This window comes from Butyrivibrio sp. XB500-5, assembly GCF_003625505.1.
GTDB lineage: Bacteria > Bacillota > Clostridia > Lachnospirales > Lachnospiraceae > Butyrivibrio.
Genome location: NZ_RAIS01000004.1, coordinates 204,135 through 219,370, shown reverse-complemented (window position 1 = coordinate 219,370; position 15,236 = coordinate 204,135). Strand labels below are relative to the sequence as shown.

The 15,236-nt window shown below is 42.1% G+C and carries 14 protein-coding genes; 11 read left to right on the top strand and 3 right to left on the bottom strand.

From position 1 onward, the window contains the following. Nucleotides 1–7 precede the first annotated feature (7 nt). Together D6856_RS09040 and D6856_RS09035 are read left to right on the top strand one after the other, a co-directional pair. Nucleotides 8–1,489, top strand: coding sequence for an ABC transporter substrate-binding protein (locus D6856_RS09040; protein WP_120686615.1), 1,482 nt, complete (start codon nucleotides 8–10; stop codon nucleotides 1,487–1,489). Nucleotides 1,490–1,497: 8 nt separating this feature from the next. Then, nucleotides 1,498–2,589: a phosphotransferase enzyme family protein gene (locus D6856_RS09035; RefSeq protein WP_120686614.1), complete on the top strand. Its 1,092-nt coding sequence runs from the start codon at nucleotides 1,498–1,500 to the stop codon at nucleotides 2,587–2,589. A gap of 64 nt (nucleotides 2,590–2,653) precedes the next feature. Here D6856_RS09035 and D6856_RS09030 read toward each other — a convergent pair whose 3' ends face one another. Further along, the gene (locus D6856_RS09030) at nucleotides 2,654–3,097 is read right to left on the bottom strand and encodes a hypothetical protein (protein WP_120686613.1); all 444 of its coding nucleotides are present in this window, start codon (nucleotides 3,095–3,097) and stop codon (nucleotides 2,654–2,656) included. Nucleotides 3,098–3,234: 137 nt separating this feature from the next. On the opposite strand from D6856_RS09030, the gene D6856_RS09025 reads away from it, so the two are divergent. From D6856_RS09025 to D6856_RS09010, 4 genes are all read left to right on the top strand, one after another. Beyond that, nucleotides 3,235–4,122: a hypothetical protein gene (locus D6856_RS09025; RefSeq protein ID WP_120686612.1), complete on the top strand. Its 888-nt coding sequence runs from the start codon at nucleotides 3,235–3,237 to the stop codon at nucleotides 4,120–4,122. A 24-nt stretch (nucleotides 4,123–4,146) separates the two neighbouring features. Beyond that, entirely contained in the window at nucleotides 4,147–6,444 is a 2,298-nt protein-coding gene (locus D6856_RS09020; protein WP_120686611.1) for a DUF2339 domain-containing protein, read from the top strand. A 136-nt stretch (nucleotides 6,445–6,580) separates the two neighbouring features. Then, nucleotides 6,581–6,910 carry a PadR family transcriptional regulator gene (locus D6856_RS09015; protein WP_092250493.1) on the top strand — a complete coding sequence of 110 codons (330 nt, stop codon included), beginning with the start codon at nucleotides 6,581–6,583 and terminating at the stop codon, nucleotides 6,908–6,910. 2 nt (nucleotides 6,911–6,912) lie between these two features. Further along, on the top strand, nucleotides 6,913–8,352 hold the full coding sequence (locus tag D6856_RS09010) for a permease prefix domain 1-containing protein (RefSeq protein WP_120686610.1): 1,440 nt from the start codon (nucleotides 6,913–6,915) through the stop codon (nucleotides 8,350–8,352). A 63-nt stretch (nucleotides 8,353–8,415) separates the two neighbouring features. On the opposite strand, the gene D6856_RS09005 is transcribed toward D6856_RS09010, so the two are convergent. Continuing rightward, a complete protein-coding gene (locus D6856_RS09005) occupies nucleotides 8,416–8,823 on the bottom strand; it encodes a GNAT family N-acetyltransferase (protein WP_158588890.1) in 408 nt (135 codons plus the stop codon). Nucleotides 8,824–9,052: 229 nt separating this feature from the next. Next, nucleotides 9,053–9,973, bottom strand: coding sequence for a LysR family transcriptional regulator (locus D6856_RS09000; protein WP_120686608.1), 921 nt, complete (start codon nucleotides 9,971–9,973; stop codon nucleotides 9,053–9,055). A 170-nt stretch (nucleotides 9,974–10,143) separates the two neighbouring features. Between D6856_RS09000 and metE the strand changes: the two genes are divergently transcribed. From metE to D6856_RS08975, 5 genes are all read left to right on the top strand, one after another. Next, on the top strand, nucleotides 10,144–12,396 hold the full coding sequence (gene metE, locus D6856_RS08995) for a 5-methyltetrahydropteroyltriglutamate--homocysteine S-methyltransferase (RefSeq protein ID WP_120686607.1): 2,253 nt from the start codon (nucleotides 10,144–10,146) through the stop codon (nucleotides 12,394–12,396). 22 nt (nucleotides 12,397–12,418) lie between these two features. Further along, nucleotides 12,419–13,279 carry a methylenetetrahydrofolate reductase [NAD(P)H] gene (metF, locus tag D6856_RS08990; RefSeq protein ID WP_120686606.1) on the top strand — a complete coding sequence of 287 codons (861 nt, stop codon included), beginning with the start codon at nucleotides 12,419–12,421 and terminating at the stop codon, nucleotides 13,277–13,279. 129 nt (nucleotides 13,280–13,408) lie between these two features. Next, complete coding sequence (locus tag D6856_RS08985; protein WP_120686605.1) at nucleotides 13,409–14,599, top strand: cation:proton antiporter; 1,191 nt, start codon at nucleotides 13,409–13,411, stop codon at nucleotides 14,597–14,599. Continuing rightward, nucleotides 14,583–14,993, top strand: a complete 411-nt coding sequence (locus D6856_RS08980; protein ID WP_158588643.1) for a Fur family transcriptional regulator — start codon at nucleotides 14,583–14,585, stop codon at nucleotides 14,991–14,993. Before D6856_RS08985 ends, D6856_RS08980 begins: the two co-directional genes overlap by 17 nt. Nucleotides 14,994–15,032: 39 nt before the next feature. Further along, nucleotides 15,033–15,230: an SEL1-like repeat protein gene (locus D6856_RS08975; RefSeq protein ID WP_120656177.1), complete on the top strand. Its 198-nt coding sequence runs from the start codon at nucleotides 15,033–15,035 to the stop codon at nucleotides 15,228–15,230. Nucleotides 15,231–15,236 lie beyond the last annotated feature (6 nt).

Below are 15,236 nucleotides of genomic sequence, written 5' to 3'. Positions count from 1 at the left end.
GGTTAATATGAAAAAAAGGCTTATGAAAGCAATGGCTACTTTGCTTGCTGCAACGCTCATGCTGACAGGCTGCGGCGGCGGATCCAAGGTGGCTTCCGGCAAGACTCCCGAGGATAACGGAAAAGTTCGTATCCTGTATCCCGGAGAAGAGACGGATGCAATGGCAAACTTCATTAAGAACGAACTTAATCCCAAGTTAAAAGAAGAGATCGGCGAAGAAGTTGAGATCGTATACAAGGGATGGGATCAGTACTGGGAGCAGAAAGATATCATGCTCGCAGCAGGTGAAGGCATCGATCTTTACTGGGACGGACTTGTTGATATCGGTATCATGGTTAATAAGAAACAGTGCCAGCCTCTTGATAAGCTTATCGAGGAGTATGGCCAGGATATGAAGAAGGTATTACCCGATTCACAGCTTTCAGGTGGTAAGGTTGGCGGAATCCAGTACGGTATTCCTTCAGCTTATGCACCGAGTTCTGCTATGTTCCAGCTTGTATGCGTAAGACAGGATCTTATGGATGAAGTAGGAATGACAGATATCAAGACAGCAGATGATCTTGCAGAGTATGCAGAGAAGGTTAAAGAAGCTCATCCCGAGCTCAGCGGACCTGCAGACATTATCTACAAGCCTCTTACAAGATATTTCCAGGATGAGCAGCTCACATGGTGCTCAGCAGGTGACACGGTTGTATATGGCGAAGATTCCAAGAAGGCTATGAACTTCTTTGAGACAGAGACCTTCAAGAAGGTTGCTGATTTTAACAGAAGCATGTATGAAAAGGGTATCTACAGAGACGAGCTTACAACCAACTACAACGAGCGTGACAGCCGTATGCAGCAGGGTACATATATTTGGGTAGAAGGATCTCTCGGAAAAGAGAATGAGATCATCAGTGCGGTTCGTGCAAATGCACCCGAAGCAACTCTTAAGAGCTATCTTCTTAAGCCTGATGAGCCCAAGTATCTTATCTCTTGCGGCGGAGAGGTTCTCTGCGTACCTTATTCAGCTAACAATCCTATCGGTGCAATCAAGTTTGTAAACTGGATCTACACAAGCCAGGATAATTACATGTTTGCACTCTATGGACCCGAGGGTGAGAACTACACAATGAACGGTGACAGAATTGAGCTTAAGGATCCTGCATTTGAGGGATATTTCTACGAATGGATGTTCCGTAACGTTAACTATCAGAAGTTCACATCAGACGTTCCCGAAGAGTTCATCGAGAGCTATCAGAAGTGGGATGACGGTGCGATTCCTTCAGATGTTATGGCATTCTATTTTGACAACACCAATGTGAAGAATGAGCAGACAGCTCTCGGCGAGATCTGGAACAAAGAAATCCAGCCCGTTATCTGCGGTTATGTTTCATATGATGAGGCTCACGACAAGATTGCTCAGGAACTTAAAGACGCAGGTATGGACAAGTACCTTGCCGAAGTTCAGAAGCAGCTCGATGAGTACTTTAAGACCGAAGGAAAGTAATAAGATTTATGAGTATCGATATTCTTGGAATAGTTAATAATTTCAAATTGGAAGGGAACTTCATTTACAGTGAAGTCTATGGCTGCGGTCATATCAATGATACTTACGCCGTATATTTCAAAAGAGATAATGAAGCCCCTATTCGATACATTTTGCAGCGCATCAACACACAAATTTTTGATGCAAAAGAGCTTATGGAAAACATCTGCCTTGTTACCGATTATCTAAAGGATAAGATAAAAGAGGAAGGCGGAGATCCGGCAAGAAACACGCTGACTATCATCCCTACTGTTGACGGAAAGCTGTACTATGAAGACAGCGAGCACGGCTGCTGGCGTATCTATAAATTCATCGAAGATACTATAACCTATCAGAGCGCAGCGGATGAAAAGGTATCAAGAAATGTCGGAGCGGCTTTCGGACATTTCCAAAAGCAACTCGCAGACTTTGATGCGAAGAAGCTTTTTGAGATCATACCGAATTTCCACAACACGAGGATGAGATTCGATGCACTTAAGAAGGCGATTGATTCTGACGCTAAGGGCAGAGCCGAGTCTGCGAAAGACGCAATTTCTTTTGCCCTCGAAAGAGAAAAGTACTGTGACGTTGTAACCGATAAGCTTGGTACAAAAGAGATTCCGTTTAGGGTAACTCACAACGACACCAAGCTGAACAACATCCTTATCGACCCTGATACGGGTAAGAGTGTATGTATCATAGACCTTGATACTGTAATGCCCGGTTCGGTGCTTTACGATTTCGGTGACAGCAACCGCTTTGGATCAAATACAGCGCTTGAGGATGAGACCGATCTTTCCAAGGTTTCTTTTGACCTTAGGATATTTAAGGCATTTACGGAAGGTTTTCTTTCGGAAGTAGGAGATATACTTACAGATACAGAAAAAGAGCTTTTGGCATTTTCATGCATTTTGATGACATATGAGTGCGGAATAAGGTTTCTTGCCGATTACCTTGAAGGAGATGTTTACTTCAAGACCTCTCACGACACGCACAACTTAGAACGCGCAAGGAATCAGTTTAAACTGATAGAAGATATGGAATCAAAGCTTGAAGAGATGGAAAAAATAGTAAAGTTATAGTGAGACAATAAAAAAGCGCCCGTTTATTCGGGCGCTTTTGCATGTAAACATATCATGTAACGGATCAGGCAGTCTTTTTCAGTGACTCTGAAAGAGCTGAAAGTCTGTCGATAATAATCTGCAAACTTCTCTCCTGGTCGGGGATATTCTTTAATTTCTTTCTGATAGAGAACACAGTCTTTTTCTTCTCGACCTTTATAGCTGCTCTCTTTACAAAAAGCTTATCGCTGATCTTTACCTTAGTAATCTCGTTAAGATTGATAGAACCGGTTCCCATGATCTTATCGTTCTTAAGACCACCGAATATTACGTAATTGATCTTGCTCTGTGTAAGACCAATGAAGCAAGGACGGGGTGCACCGCCAAGAAGAGCTCCGAGAGCACCAAAATACATCATAATAGGGAACTTTGGTGTCAACTCCGCATAAGCCGCTGCTTCATAAGTTTCTCCGTTCTGAAGAAGCGGGTTAAGCATCTCATTCATCAATTCAGGTCCAACTTTTGCCATTTTTTTCTTTCCTCCTATATGCATATAATAAAAAACACAACATTGTGATTCTAACATATTGGAAAAGGTGATGCAAAATGTTAAAATATGTTACAATAGAATTACGAAACGCTTATACATAGAAGGAGATATATATTATGAAAAGAAAAACCATATTGATACCTGCGCTTATAATGGCGGTAACTGCGCTTGCAGCATGCAGCTTTGGTAATGAGCAGGAGAATGTGCCCTCTTCGGAGGCTTCGTTAGCAACAACAGAAAGTAATTCCGGAGATATGGCTTCAGAGTTGAATTCATCAGATGATACTGCAAAAACTGAAACAGATGACGAGCAAGTTCCTGACAGCGATTTCTTTAGTTATGAGTTGAAAGCCGGAAAGACCGTGCAAGTAGATCTCGGCAGTGACGGTACGCCGGATACTATCACTCTTAGCAAAGAACATTCAGATAAGTTCGGTATTGATTTTTATACCTTGAAAGTAAATGATCAGACCATAGATATTCTTTCGGAAGACAACGCCCCGGATTTCCAGACGGCAAAGTGTTATTACGTACATAAAGAAGAGTACGATTGTATCTTTGCTTCATTGGAAGGTGATGCTTCCAAAAGGGAAGTGACAGATTATATGTGGAACGGAGCCTCACTTGATGAAGATGAGCGAGTATCCGGATCAAAGTATTACGGGATAGACGAAAACACAGGTAGTGTGCAGTATACATGGGAAATGGAAGTTATAGAGAAGTGGGAAGTTGCCACAGATTTATACTTTGTTTCCGATGGGCTGACTACTGCAGATAAGATTCAAACTATAACCAATCCGAAAGCACTTACACTAAAACAAGACGTTACCTTTGATGACGATGAAAGTGGAGAGGGACCCAGATCCGCAAAGGCAGGGGATAAGGTGTATCCTACTTGCATTGCATATAACAACAATGTTATGGGATTTGCGGACGAAAACGGTGAGTCCCTTGGCTATTTATATGTATCTGACGTAGAAGAAAAAGATCTTTTTGAAAAATAAATAATAACATTGGGAGAAAAGTGTATGAGACAAATTGAAGAGTTGGAAAAAGAGCTTGCGACGATCAGGTATCAGGTAAACCAGATACAGCAAGGATTGTCGCGAGCTGAAAATTATGTTCAGAACGCAAAGCGGGAGCAGATTATGTTGCAGCGGCAAATACAGGCGCGGCCCGGGATACAGCCAATGCAGATGCAGCAACCATATCAGGCGCAACAGACTCAACAGTCGCAGCAGACGCAAAATCAGCCGCCGCTTCAGAACGTTCAACAGCAAAATATTCCGCAGTACACTCGTCAGTCGCAGCCTCAGACGATGTACAATGCGCAGACTTACAGGACTGCGCAGCCACTTCCGGGGCAGCAGCAAGGACAACCTACATTTCAGCCCGCGCAAGGACAACAGCCCGTGCAAGGGCAACGTTCCGGTGCACCGCAGAAAACATGGCGTCCTGATCTTGAACAAGCTGCGACTGCTAATCCAAACTTTGTTCCGAAGAAAAAGGGTTCCACAGAGTCATGGATCGGTAAACATCTAATGGGTGTGCTTGCAAGTGTCCTTATTTTTATAGCACTTATTCTTTTTGCAAGTCTTATTATTCCGTACCTTAATGATGCGTTTAAGATAGGATTGATGTTTGCTGTAAGTATAGCGCTTACGGGCTTTGCTTTCTATGAGCATAAGAAGAGACCTGATAATACGTTCTTTACAGCCCTTCTGGCATGCGGACTTGGCTGTGGATATCTGTCGGTGCTTGTGACCAGAATATATTTCAAGGCGATTAGCGATCTGGTTATGTATATACTCCTTCTTGTTTGGGGTGGAGTTGTACTATATATGGGAAAAAAGGAAAGCAAGCTTTTTCAGGTTATCGGAAACATCGGATACATTATCTCTGCGCTTTTAGCATATGATCTGAAAGTTGAAGCGCTGGTGCTTCCTTTGCTTGTATACCTTTTGGTAATGGGCGCAGCTTTTCAATACAATTTCCGCAAAAACAGAATTCAGCAAATGGTACAAAGCGCAATCAACCTGGGAATTATTTTTTATTTTGCGACGATAATCGGAAGGCATATCGATGTTAGTATTTCACTGACTATAGCTGCATCTGTTATTGTATGCATCAGCGCTGCTTATCTTGCATATTTCTTATTTGGAGACAAGCTGATTAAGGGTGCCTATAATACATACTTTGCTTTTTCGAGCGCAATTGTCTTTTTTGCTTCATACTTATTGCTTGGAAAGTGCTTGGGTACGGCCAAATGGATCGATCTTATAGTATTCTTTGTTGTTGCGATAACAGCAGAGGCGGCAGTTCTGCTTAGAAGAAATGAGCAGGAAGATGAAGTGGCAAGCTTCTTCACGAGCTTTTGGATAATTGCCTGGTTCTGTGTTGCGGAGTTTATCACTTATGTGGAATACAGAGAGTTCTTCAATACAGGAGCCCTTTTTGCGGCACTTCTTCCTATCGCAATTTATGGTGCGAAGAAGAACTATACGCTGTTTAGGATTCAGGCTTTTGTAATGGCAATTCTCATGACGGGACTTGAATTGTTTGCAGCAAGAAGCGTTGTATTTTGTTTGGCTTCATTTGCATATGCGCTCACAGTATTTATTTTTGAAGGGATTATTGTCAATAAGAGAGTTGAGTATAAGAGTATTTACTATTTTTATGTTCTGGGCGCAATTGCAATACTTATGCCTACGTTTCTTGATTCAAGAGCAATCTTTAATGATGATATAAGACGTATGGCTGTAGTCGCTCCGATTGGATTATTCAACGCTGCAATGATGCTGCTTAAGCTCGACAGAAATGATGAGGGTGTGAGCAACTCTTCGCTTTTGATAGCACTAAATATAATAAATTCTTTTGGAATGCTTTTGGGATTATATAATATGCTTGACGTTGACGATCCGATCCTTCAGGGGATAAGTGTTGCATTTACGGTTGCGCTTGCATGCATTAACCTGCGCAGACATTTTGCGTCAAACAATGGCGAAAAGTTGTATGCAGGAATTAAGTTTGGCATTATCCTTTTGGCCGCTCTTTTCAGCTATAATGCAGCAGGCTACATTGTCAGTGTTGCGACCTTGGCATTCGGTATCCTATGCATCATTATAGGATTTAATAAGCGCTTCGTGGCAAAAGAGCTTCGAATATACGGATTGGTGCTGTCTATGATCTGTGTTGTTAAGTTTATTATGATTGATATTACTTATGAAAACACTATCGGACGTGCCATAAGCTTCCTTATAAGCGGAATCTTGTGCTTCGGAATCAGTGCAATTTACAATTATTTTGAAAAGCAAGGACAGCAGTAATAAGACACAAACAAAGAGCCGGATGCTTATATGATCGTCGTAAAAGTACCCGGCTCTTTGTTGACTTGACATATATCGGATATCGATATATTATATAGACAACCGATATATAGATGTTCGATATAAGGAGGTAGATATGGCGGTTGATAAATCTCTTTTAACGGGAAGTATGACAATGCTTATTTTAAAATTACTTTCTGAAAAAGATATGTATGGATATGAAATGATAGATACTCTGAGAAAGAGATCGGAGAACGTGTTTGAACTCAAGGCGGGAACTCTTTATCCTTTGCTTCACGGCCTTGAGGATAAGGGGATGCTCAAAGTTTATGAGCAGGAATATCTTGGTAAGACAAGGAAGTATTACAGTATTACCAAGGAGGGAAAGAAACTTTTGAAACGCAAAAAGGAAGAGTGGAATGTATATTCGGGAGCGATCGCGAATGTGCTGGCAGTAGGAGTTTGACTATGGAAAATTACATCAATAAGTTACTGGAGCAGGTGAGATTTACAAAAGCTCACAAGATGATAGCCGATGAGATCAGGTCACATATGGAAGATCAGATCAAAGCTAATATTTCCGAAGGAATGGAGCCTGAGGCTGCGGAGAAAAGAGCTGTTGAAGACATGGGAGATCCCGTTGAAGCAGGTGTCTCTCTTGACAGGGTTCATAGACCGCAGATTGCGTGGGGAGTGATAATAGCGGCTGTTGTTATAGCTATAATAGCAATAATAGTACATATCTATATAAGCAATGAAGTAATAACAGGCTACAAAATATCTACTTCCGGAGGCCGATTGGTATCAGAAGGTACATTGTTTGCCGTTCATACAATAGAGGGAATTGTTGTGATGTTACTTCTTTATCTTGTAGATTATACAACGATCGCGAAGTACTCTAAGCTCGTGGCGACAGTATTATTGGGAGCTAATTTTGTATCAAGCTATGCATATTTTACTATGCGAGCTATTAACGGGGTTCCGGGAATGGGAGAAGCAGGCTTTTTTCATTTACTGTGTGCTCGGATGTATGGATATGCGTCATCGCTTATTGTTTTAATGATCCCACTTTTTGCGGGGATACTATATAAGTATAAGGGGCAAAAGACAGGAGCTTTAGTTAAGTCGCTTCTTTGGATATTTGCAACATCCGTATGTATGTCTTATAAAAATGGAATCGGGTGGGAACATTCCAGCACAGTGGTTATGGCATTTTGCATGCTCATAGAGCTTACTGTCGCAATAAAAAAAGAATGGATAAAAGTTCCAAAGATTCCTGCTATTGCATCCGCATGGTCTTTGTTTACAGTAATTCCGGTGGCTATTACAGGCCTTTTGTATAAAAACAGAATGCTTGAATATGGACATATGGAACGAATACGCAGCTTTTTTATTCCGAATACGGAAATGAATAGGATTAAAGAAATAAACAGTGGTCTTGTTCTGATTGGAAGTGGTTCTGTCAGTAGCTTTGGCGGGAAAGTGAATGTTTCAACCAAGAACTTATTGGGACAAATACGATGGATCACTCACGAGTATATACTGACGGGGATAGGAGCTACTTTGGGTATAGCCGTGGTATTGGCTGTGGTTATAGCTGTAGCGGGCCTGATATTTTTGGGAATTATATCTTCATGTAAGTCCAAGAATCAGTTGGGCCAGGTAATGGGAAGCGGATGCATGATGTGGCTTGCGTTATATGCTGTTGTCAATATATGTGTAGGATTTGGAATCCTGTCACCGTATTTCGGATCTTTCTTCCCGTTCCTTTCATACAACAGATTGAGCACATCTTATGCCTTTCTTGGAATAATACTGAGTATATATAAATACAAAAATGCCTATCCTGCGCATGTGGATATTGGAATTTTGAAAAAGAAAAAAGAATTGGATAAAGAATGCGTTTAACTTGAGTTTTAAAAAGTTCCGATCACTTTTATGAATATCATAATTGTGACCGGAACTTTTATTTTAAATTTTCTTTATATAAAAATACTTGCTGAGCTTGGGATCTTTATCTTCGCGAACAAATTCAAGTTCATATCCAAGTTTCTTATAAAAACCGGGTGCCTGAAAACCGAAAGTCGTAAGTGCTATTTTTTCATATCCTTTCCCTTTGTAATTATCTTCTACGGCACGAACAAGCTTGCTTCCGACTCCGCTCTTTCTGCAGTTCTTGCCGACGATAAGATCGCCGATGTGAACCTCGTTGTAGTATGCGCGTCCTGTGATCACACCTATTATTTCTCCTTCATCTTCCGCCGCAAAGCAAAATTCTTCATAGTTAAGCGCTACTTCGCACTGCGTAGCGTAGCCTGAAAATTCGTTGTTGATAAATTTGTCTATTCTGTTATCTACTTTAACCTGTTTGATTTCCATATTTTTTTCTGCCTTATTTGAGAGTATTTTGTTAGTCCCTTTAGTATACAACATTGTAGGGGGGATATGCTTCGTAATAAAGTATATTTCTTGCGATTTTCCATATTAGCAAAAAAATATTATGAATAAAGGAGGAGAGGAGCGCGATAACAAATTTATTATTGAGCTTGAAAAAGATTTACTCAGAACAATAGTACCAATGGACAAAAAGAGTTAAAAATCATAACTATTATCTTTGCTTTTTCTTTTCCTGAGCAGTAATTCCTTTTAGCAATTTAATATATTCGTTCGTAAGCGTAGTAGGCTTGATCCCGTTGGGGAGGATATATCCGACTTCCATATAATCATCAATCTTGAGAGGTCTTGAGACTATGTTGGGACCGTTGAGGTCTTCATTGATGACGCCGCTGCAGATCGTGTAGCCGTTCATTCCGATGAGAAGGTTGAAAAGCGTAGCTCTGTCGCAGACAACAAGCTCTTTGTCACAGTCCATCGTGCTGAGGATTTCCTCGGAGAAATAGAATGAATTGTGATTGCCCTGCTCGTAGGAGAGGCGCGGATACGGTGCAAGATCCTCGAGCTTTATGGATTTCTTTTTCGCAAGCGGAGAATCCTTTCCTACAAAGACGTGAGGCTTAGCTTTAAATAAAGGCTCAAAGGACAGATTGTTGTCCCGAAGAGTCTTTTTTATCACTGTTTCATTGAAGCTGTTTAAGTAAAGCACGCCAATCTCGCTTCGAAGATGCGCGACGTCGTCGATGATATCGAAAGTCTGAGTCTCTCTCATGTGGAACTCATATTTGTCGCCGCCGTACTCTTTTAACAACGCAACGAAAGCTTCGACAACAAAAGAGTAGTGCTGCGAAGAAATGCAGAATCTTAACTTGTTGGAAGTTTTGCCCGTATATCTTTCATCTATAAGGCTCGCCTGCTCCAGGATCTGGCGGGCGTAGCCAAGAAACTCATCACCTTCCGGAGTCAGAGTTATTCCCTTTTTGGATCTGTTGAATATAGTGATCCCGTATTCATTTTCAAGCTCCTGTATTGCTGCTGTTAGTGAAGGCTGTGCTATGAAAAGCTTGCCGGCGGCTTCTGTGATACTTCCGGTATCTGCGACGGTCACGATGTAATTAAGCTGCTTAAGAGTCATTTTTTCTCCTACCTTTACGGTTATCAGTCTATATATTATCCATAACTATTTTCTGACATTATAACATGAAATATAGTTTAAAACTATGGATAACCGACATAAATAGATATTATACCTATCGTCTCGCTAGGCGTATACTTCTCATACATACATTAGAAAGGGGTAGAACAGTGAGAACAGCAGTAATAGGTTATCCGAGAGTAGGAAAAGACAGAGAGCTTAAATTTGCTTCAGAGAAATATTTTAAGAACGAGATCACAGAAAAAGAGTTAAAAGAGATCGCGCAGGAGCTTAAGAAAGAGCATCTTACGCTTCAGAAGGAAAATAAGATTGATTTCATCTCTTCAAACGATTTTTCTTTTTATGACAATATGCTCGATACGGCAGTCCTTTTTAACATCATTCCAAAGAGATACAGGGATCTGGGTGCATCGGAGCTAGATACATATTTTGCAATGGCAAGAGGCTATCAGGGGGAGAAGGGTAATGTAAAAGCACTTGCCATGAAGAAGTGGTTCAATACCAACTATCACTATATTGTGCCTGAGATTGAAGATGATACGAGGGTGGAGCTTGTAGGCAATAAGCCTTTTGAAGAGTACAGAAATGCGTATGCACAGGGTGTGGACTCCAAGGTTGCTATAATAGGACCTTTCACTTTCCTTAAGCTTGCAAAGTATGTAGGAAGTAAGACACTCAGCGACTTTGCGGATGCTTTCGCAGATGAGTACGTTAAGCTTCTTGATAAGTTAAATGCGGATAATGTTTCATGGATCGAATTTGATGAGCCTTATCTTGTAAGAGATCTCGACGTAGCAGATATCGAGATTTTCGAGGAACTCTATAAGAAAATCCTTGCAGGAAAGAAGGGAGTTAAGGCTCTCCTTCAGACATATTTCGGTGACGTGAGAGACGCATACGGTAACATCACAGCGCTTGATTTTGATGCCATCGGACTTGATTTCCTTGAAGGAAGAAAGACTCTTTCTCTTGTAAAAGAGAACGGATTCCCTAAGGATAAGCTTCTTTTTGCGGGACTTGTAAACGGCAAGAATATCTGGAGAAATAATTACACCAAGACATTTGAAATTCTTGATGAGTTAAAGACAGTGCTTGGAGGTGATGAAAACTTAGTCCTTAATACTTCATGCTCTCTTTTGCATGTGCCTTACACACTTGAAAGTGAGACAGAGCTTTCGGACGGAGTAAAGAAGCACTTTTCTTTTGCAAAAGAGAAGCTGCAGGAGCTTAAAGAGATCGCGAATATTACTGATGAAGCTCTTTTGACCAATAAAAAAATGTTCGAGAACAGAGAAGGAAGCGTAGACAAGGCGGTTCAAAACCGTGTTGCGGCTATTAAGGATGAAGACTACACCAGACTTCCGGCGTTTGAAGAAAGAGAAGAGATCCAGAAAAAAAAGTTGGGTCTTCCGGCATTCCCTACAACAACGATCGGCTCTTTCCCTCAGACAACAGATGTAAGAAAGAACAGACAGCTCTTTAGAAAGGGCGAGATCAGCAGGGAAGAGTATGTTGAATACAACAAGAAGAAGATAAAAGAGTGCGTGGAGCTCCAGGAGGAGATCGGCCTCGATGTACTTGTGCATGGTGAGTTTGAACGAAATGACATGGTTGAGTACTTCGGAGAGCATCTCGAAGGCTATGTATTTACCAAGAAGGCGTGGGTTCAGTCCTACGGAACAAGATGCGTTAAGCCTCCGATCATCTGGGGCGATGTATCAAGAAAAACACCGATAACAGTTGAGTGGTCTAAGTTCGCAAAGAGCTGTACCGATAAGCCTATGAAGGGAATGCTCACGGGTCCTGTTACCATACTTAACTGGTCATTCCCAAGAGAGGATATCTCTTTAAAGGAGAGCACACTTCAGATCGCGCTCGCTATCCGCGATGAGGTGCTTGATCTTGAGGCAGCAGGGATCAACATCATCCAGATCGACGAGGCGGCGCTCAGGGAGAAGCTTCCTCTTAGAAAATCGGATTGGTACAGCGAGTATCTTGATTGGGCAATTCCCGCTTTCAGACTTGTGCACAGCGGAGTTAAGCCTCAGACTCAGATCCATACACATATGTGCTACAGCGAATTCACGGATATCATACCTGCTATAGATGCGATGGATGCTGATGTCATTACATTTGAAGCGTCCCGTTCTGATCTGCAGATCCTTGATTCACTCAGAGAGAATAACTTTAAAACCGAGGTCGGCCCCGGTGTTTACGATATCCACAGCCCGAGAGTCCCTTCGGTTGAGGAGATTGTCGAGGCGCTTGGCAAGATGAGAAGTAAGATCGATGACAAGAAGCTCTGGATCAATCCCGACTGCGGACTTAAGACAAGAGGAGAGACTGAGACAAAGGCAAGCCTCATAAATCTTGTAAAGGCTGCCCGGATTGTAAGAGCGTAAAAGAGAGTAGAGAGTAATAAAAATGAAAGTATCGGAAATTTATAAGAGCGGAAAGAAGACATTGTCATTTGAGATCTTTCCGCCCAAAAAAGATGAAGCACTTAAGAATATAGATGCAACGCTTGAAGTTCTGACGGAGCTTAAGCCTGATTTTATCAGCGTGACTTTCGGAGCCGGCGGATCTTCAAACCGTAACAAGACAATAGATATTGCCAAAAAGATCAAGCATGAATATCATGTCGAACCTGTTGTGCATCTTACGGGGCTTCAGTATAACAAGAATGAGATTGATGAGTTTGCGCGCGTTATGAAGGACGAAGGGATTGAAAATGTCCTTGCACTTCGCGGAGACCGCAATCCTCAGCTTGTTGAAAAGGATGATTTCAAGCATGCGAGCGATGTCATTAAGTACTTGAAAGAAAAGTATGATTTCTGTCTTCTCGGTGCTTGCTATCCCGAATGCCATCCCGAATCGGAAAGCAGGGTTTCGGAGCTTAAAAATCTAAAAAAGAAAGCGGACAGCGGAGCAAGTGCGCTGCTGTCACAGCTCTTTTTTGACAACGATAAGTTCTTTAATTTCTATGATGAATGCAGGATCGCGGATATCAATATCCCGATCATCCCGGGAGTTATGCCTGTTATAAACGCTGCTCAGATAAAGCGTATGATCACGATGTGCAACGCTTCTTTTCCCGAGCGTTTTCAGAAGATCATAAACAGGTATGAGGACAACAAAGAAGCATTGTTTGATGCGGGAATGTCCTATGCCCTAAGTCAGATAATCGATCTTCTTGTAAGCGATATCCAAGGCATACATCTATACACAATGAACAATCCGCTTGTTGCCCGCAGAATATGCGAGGGAATAAGGAATATAGTTTGATTGGCATTGCCCCGATCGTGCACTGTAAAAAACGGCGCATTATCGGGGGTTTTCCGTTCTATGGAAAAGTTGCAATAAATGTGCAATAATGTATCCGAAGTAAACGAAACAATAGAGGGATTATGAAAAATGGATACTTTGATAGTCTTAAGAAATCTGGCGATAATCATTGTCGCTGCCAAGGCATTCGGCCTTTTGGCGAGGAGATTGAAGGCACCGCAGGTTGCGGGTGAGATCGTGGCAGGCCTACTTATAGGACCTACCCTCTTTAATATTGTGCAAACGGATGACTTCTTGTCCGGAATGGCGGAGATTGGTGTTATTCTCCTTATGTTCAGTGCCGGACTTGAGACTGATATAGACAAGCTGAAAAAATCCGGTGTTAAGGCGACGATCCTTGCCTGCGCGGGAGTTGCGATACCGCTTGTTTTGGGAACGATCATGTATATGTGCTTCTACGGTTTTTCACAGCCGGGAACACAGGGCTTTATACAGGCGCTTTTTATAGGAACTATCCTTACAGCGACTTCTGTGAGCATTACCGTTCAGGCGCTCAGAGAGCTTGGCAAGATCTCTACTGAAGTGGGAACAACGATAATGAGTGCGGCGATAATAGATGATGTTATCGGAATCGTGGTACTTACTGCCGTTATCGGACTTAAGGATGCCAATGCCAACCTTGGAATGGTATGCATAAAGACGGTTCTTTTCTTCATAGTTTCACTTGTAGCGGGAATCCTGATCTTTAAGATCATGCAGAGACTCGATGCTAGATGGACTCACACCAGGAGAATACCCATCATGGCGATGGCACTTGCATTTGTGTTATCATATGTAGCGGATAAGTACTTTGGAGTTGCGGATATCACCGGCGCGTTTGTTGCGGGTATCATCTTAAGTTCACTGGATGATAAGGCATATATCGACAGAAAGATGGACATAAACTCATATATGATCTTCGGACCGGTGTTCTTTGCAAGCGTAGGACTTCAGACCAATCTCAGAGAAGTGGATATGACTATCCTTGTATTTTCACTTGCGTTTGTTGCTGTGGGACTTCTCGGAAAGGTTTTCGGCTGCGGACTTGTTGCCAAGGCTCTTGGATATGATACTTCCGATTCACTTAAGATCGGTATCGGAATGATGACAAGAGGCGAAGTTGCACTTATCGTTGCGCAGAGGGGACTTAAGACCGGCATTATAGACGGAAGATATTTTACAGCGGTTATTTTACTTATAGTTATAAGTTCGATAATGACACCTATCTTACTAAAGGCTATTTACGCTTCGGATGAGAGGAAAAATGAAGGGCGAGTATAAGACAAAAGCAAGAAAGTGCATAGTTGATTTTCTAAAGGCTCATGCCGACACAAGATTCACGGTGCGTGAGATCTACGATCAGGTAGGCGCTCAGGCCGGCGGGATCGATAAGACCACGGTATACAGGAATCTTGAGAGACTCTGCGACCAGGGCGAGATAATCAAGATAAAAGAGCCTAATCAGGACTCTTGGTTCTTCCAGTATTCGGAGGATCACAAACACTGCAATTCACATATGCATGCGCAGTGCTCCGAGTGCGGCAAGGTTTTCCATCTAGAGGAGGACTTCGTCGAAGAGTTTGAAGAGAAGGTCCGCAAGGAGTACGGACTTGACGTAAATCTTGGGAAGACTGTGATAGTCGGCAAGTGCGATGATTGTAAGAAAAAAGATTGATGATATGTGAGCTGTAAGCTCTTTTTGAAAGGAAATAAAATGGATAAGAAACAAAAGCTCTTGGATCTCATAGACAGAGCAGGAAAAGGAAGCATAGAAGCCGCGGAGCAGATCGCGGAAGGTTATTTCAAAGGCTCTTTTGGCGAAAAGAATCATGAAAAGGCCAGAAAGTGGGCTTCATATGCTGCCAAGCACGGAAGCGAAACAGCGGAAAATATACTCGCGTCATTAGACTGAGAATAT

Excerpts from the sequence above, each read along its gene's own strand:
- D6856_RS09015 (WP_092250493.1), top strand. The coding sequence starts at position 6,581 with ATGGCGGTTGATAAATCTCTTTTAACGGGAAGTATGACAATGCTTATT.
- D6856_RS09035 (WP_120686614.1), top strand. The coding sequence starts at position 1,498 with ATGAGTATCGATATTCTTGGAATAGTTAATAATTTCAAATTGGAAGGG.
- D6856_RS09020 (WP_120686611.1), top strand. The coding sequence starts at position 4,147 with ATGAGACAAATTGAAGAGTTGGAAAAAGAGCTTGCGACGATCAGGTAT.
- D6856_RS09025 (WP_120686612.1), top strand. The coding sequence starts at position 3,235 with ATGAAAAGAAAAACCATATTGATACCTGCGCTTATAATGGCGGTAACT.
- D6856_RS08980 (WP_158588643.1), top strand. The coding sequence starts at position 14,583 with ATGAAGGGCGAGTATAAGACAAAAGCAAGAAAGTGCATAGTTGATTTT.
- D6856_RS09000 (WP_120686608.1), bottom strand. The coding sequence starts at position 9,973 with ATGACTCTTAAGCAGCTTAATTACATCGTGACCGTCGCAGATACCGGA.
- D6856_RS09040 (WP_120686615.1), top strand. The coding sequence starts at position 8 with ATGAAAAAAAGGCTTATGAAAGCAATGGCTACTTTGCTTGCTGCAACG.
- D6856_RS09030 (WP_120686613.1), bottom strand. The coding sequence starts at position 3,097 with ATGGCAAAAGTTGGACCTGAATTGATGAATGAGATGCTTAACCCGCTT.
- D6856_RS09010 (WP_120686610.1), top strand. The coding sequence starts at position 6,913 with ATGGAAAATTACATCAATAAGTTACTGGAGCAGGTGAGATTTACAAAA.
- D6856_RS08985 (WP_120686605.1), top strand. The coding sequence starts at position 13,409 with ATGGATACTTTGATAGTCTTAAGAAATCTGGCGATAATCATTGTCGCT.
- D6856_RS09005 (WP_158588890.1), bottom strand. The coding sequence starts at position 8,823 with ATGGAAATCAAACAGGTTAAAGTAGATAACAGAATAGACAAATTTATC.
- metF (WP_120686606.1), top strand. The coding sequence starts at position 12,419 with ATGAAAGTATCGGAAATTTATAAGAGCGGAAAGAAGACATTGTCATTT.
- D6856_RS08975 (WP_120656177.1), top strand. The coding sequence starts at position 15,033 with ATGGATAAGAAACAAAAGCTCTTGGATCTCATAGACAGAGCAGGAAAA.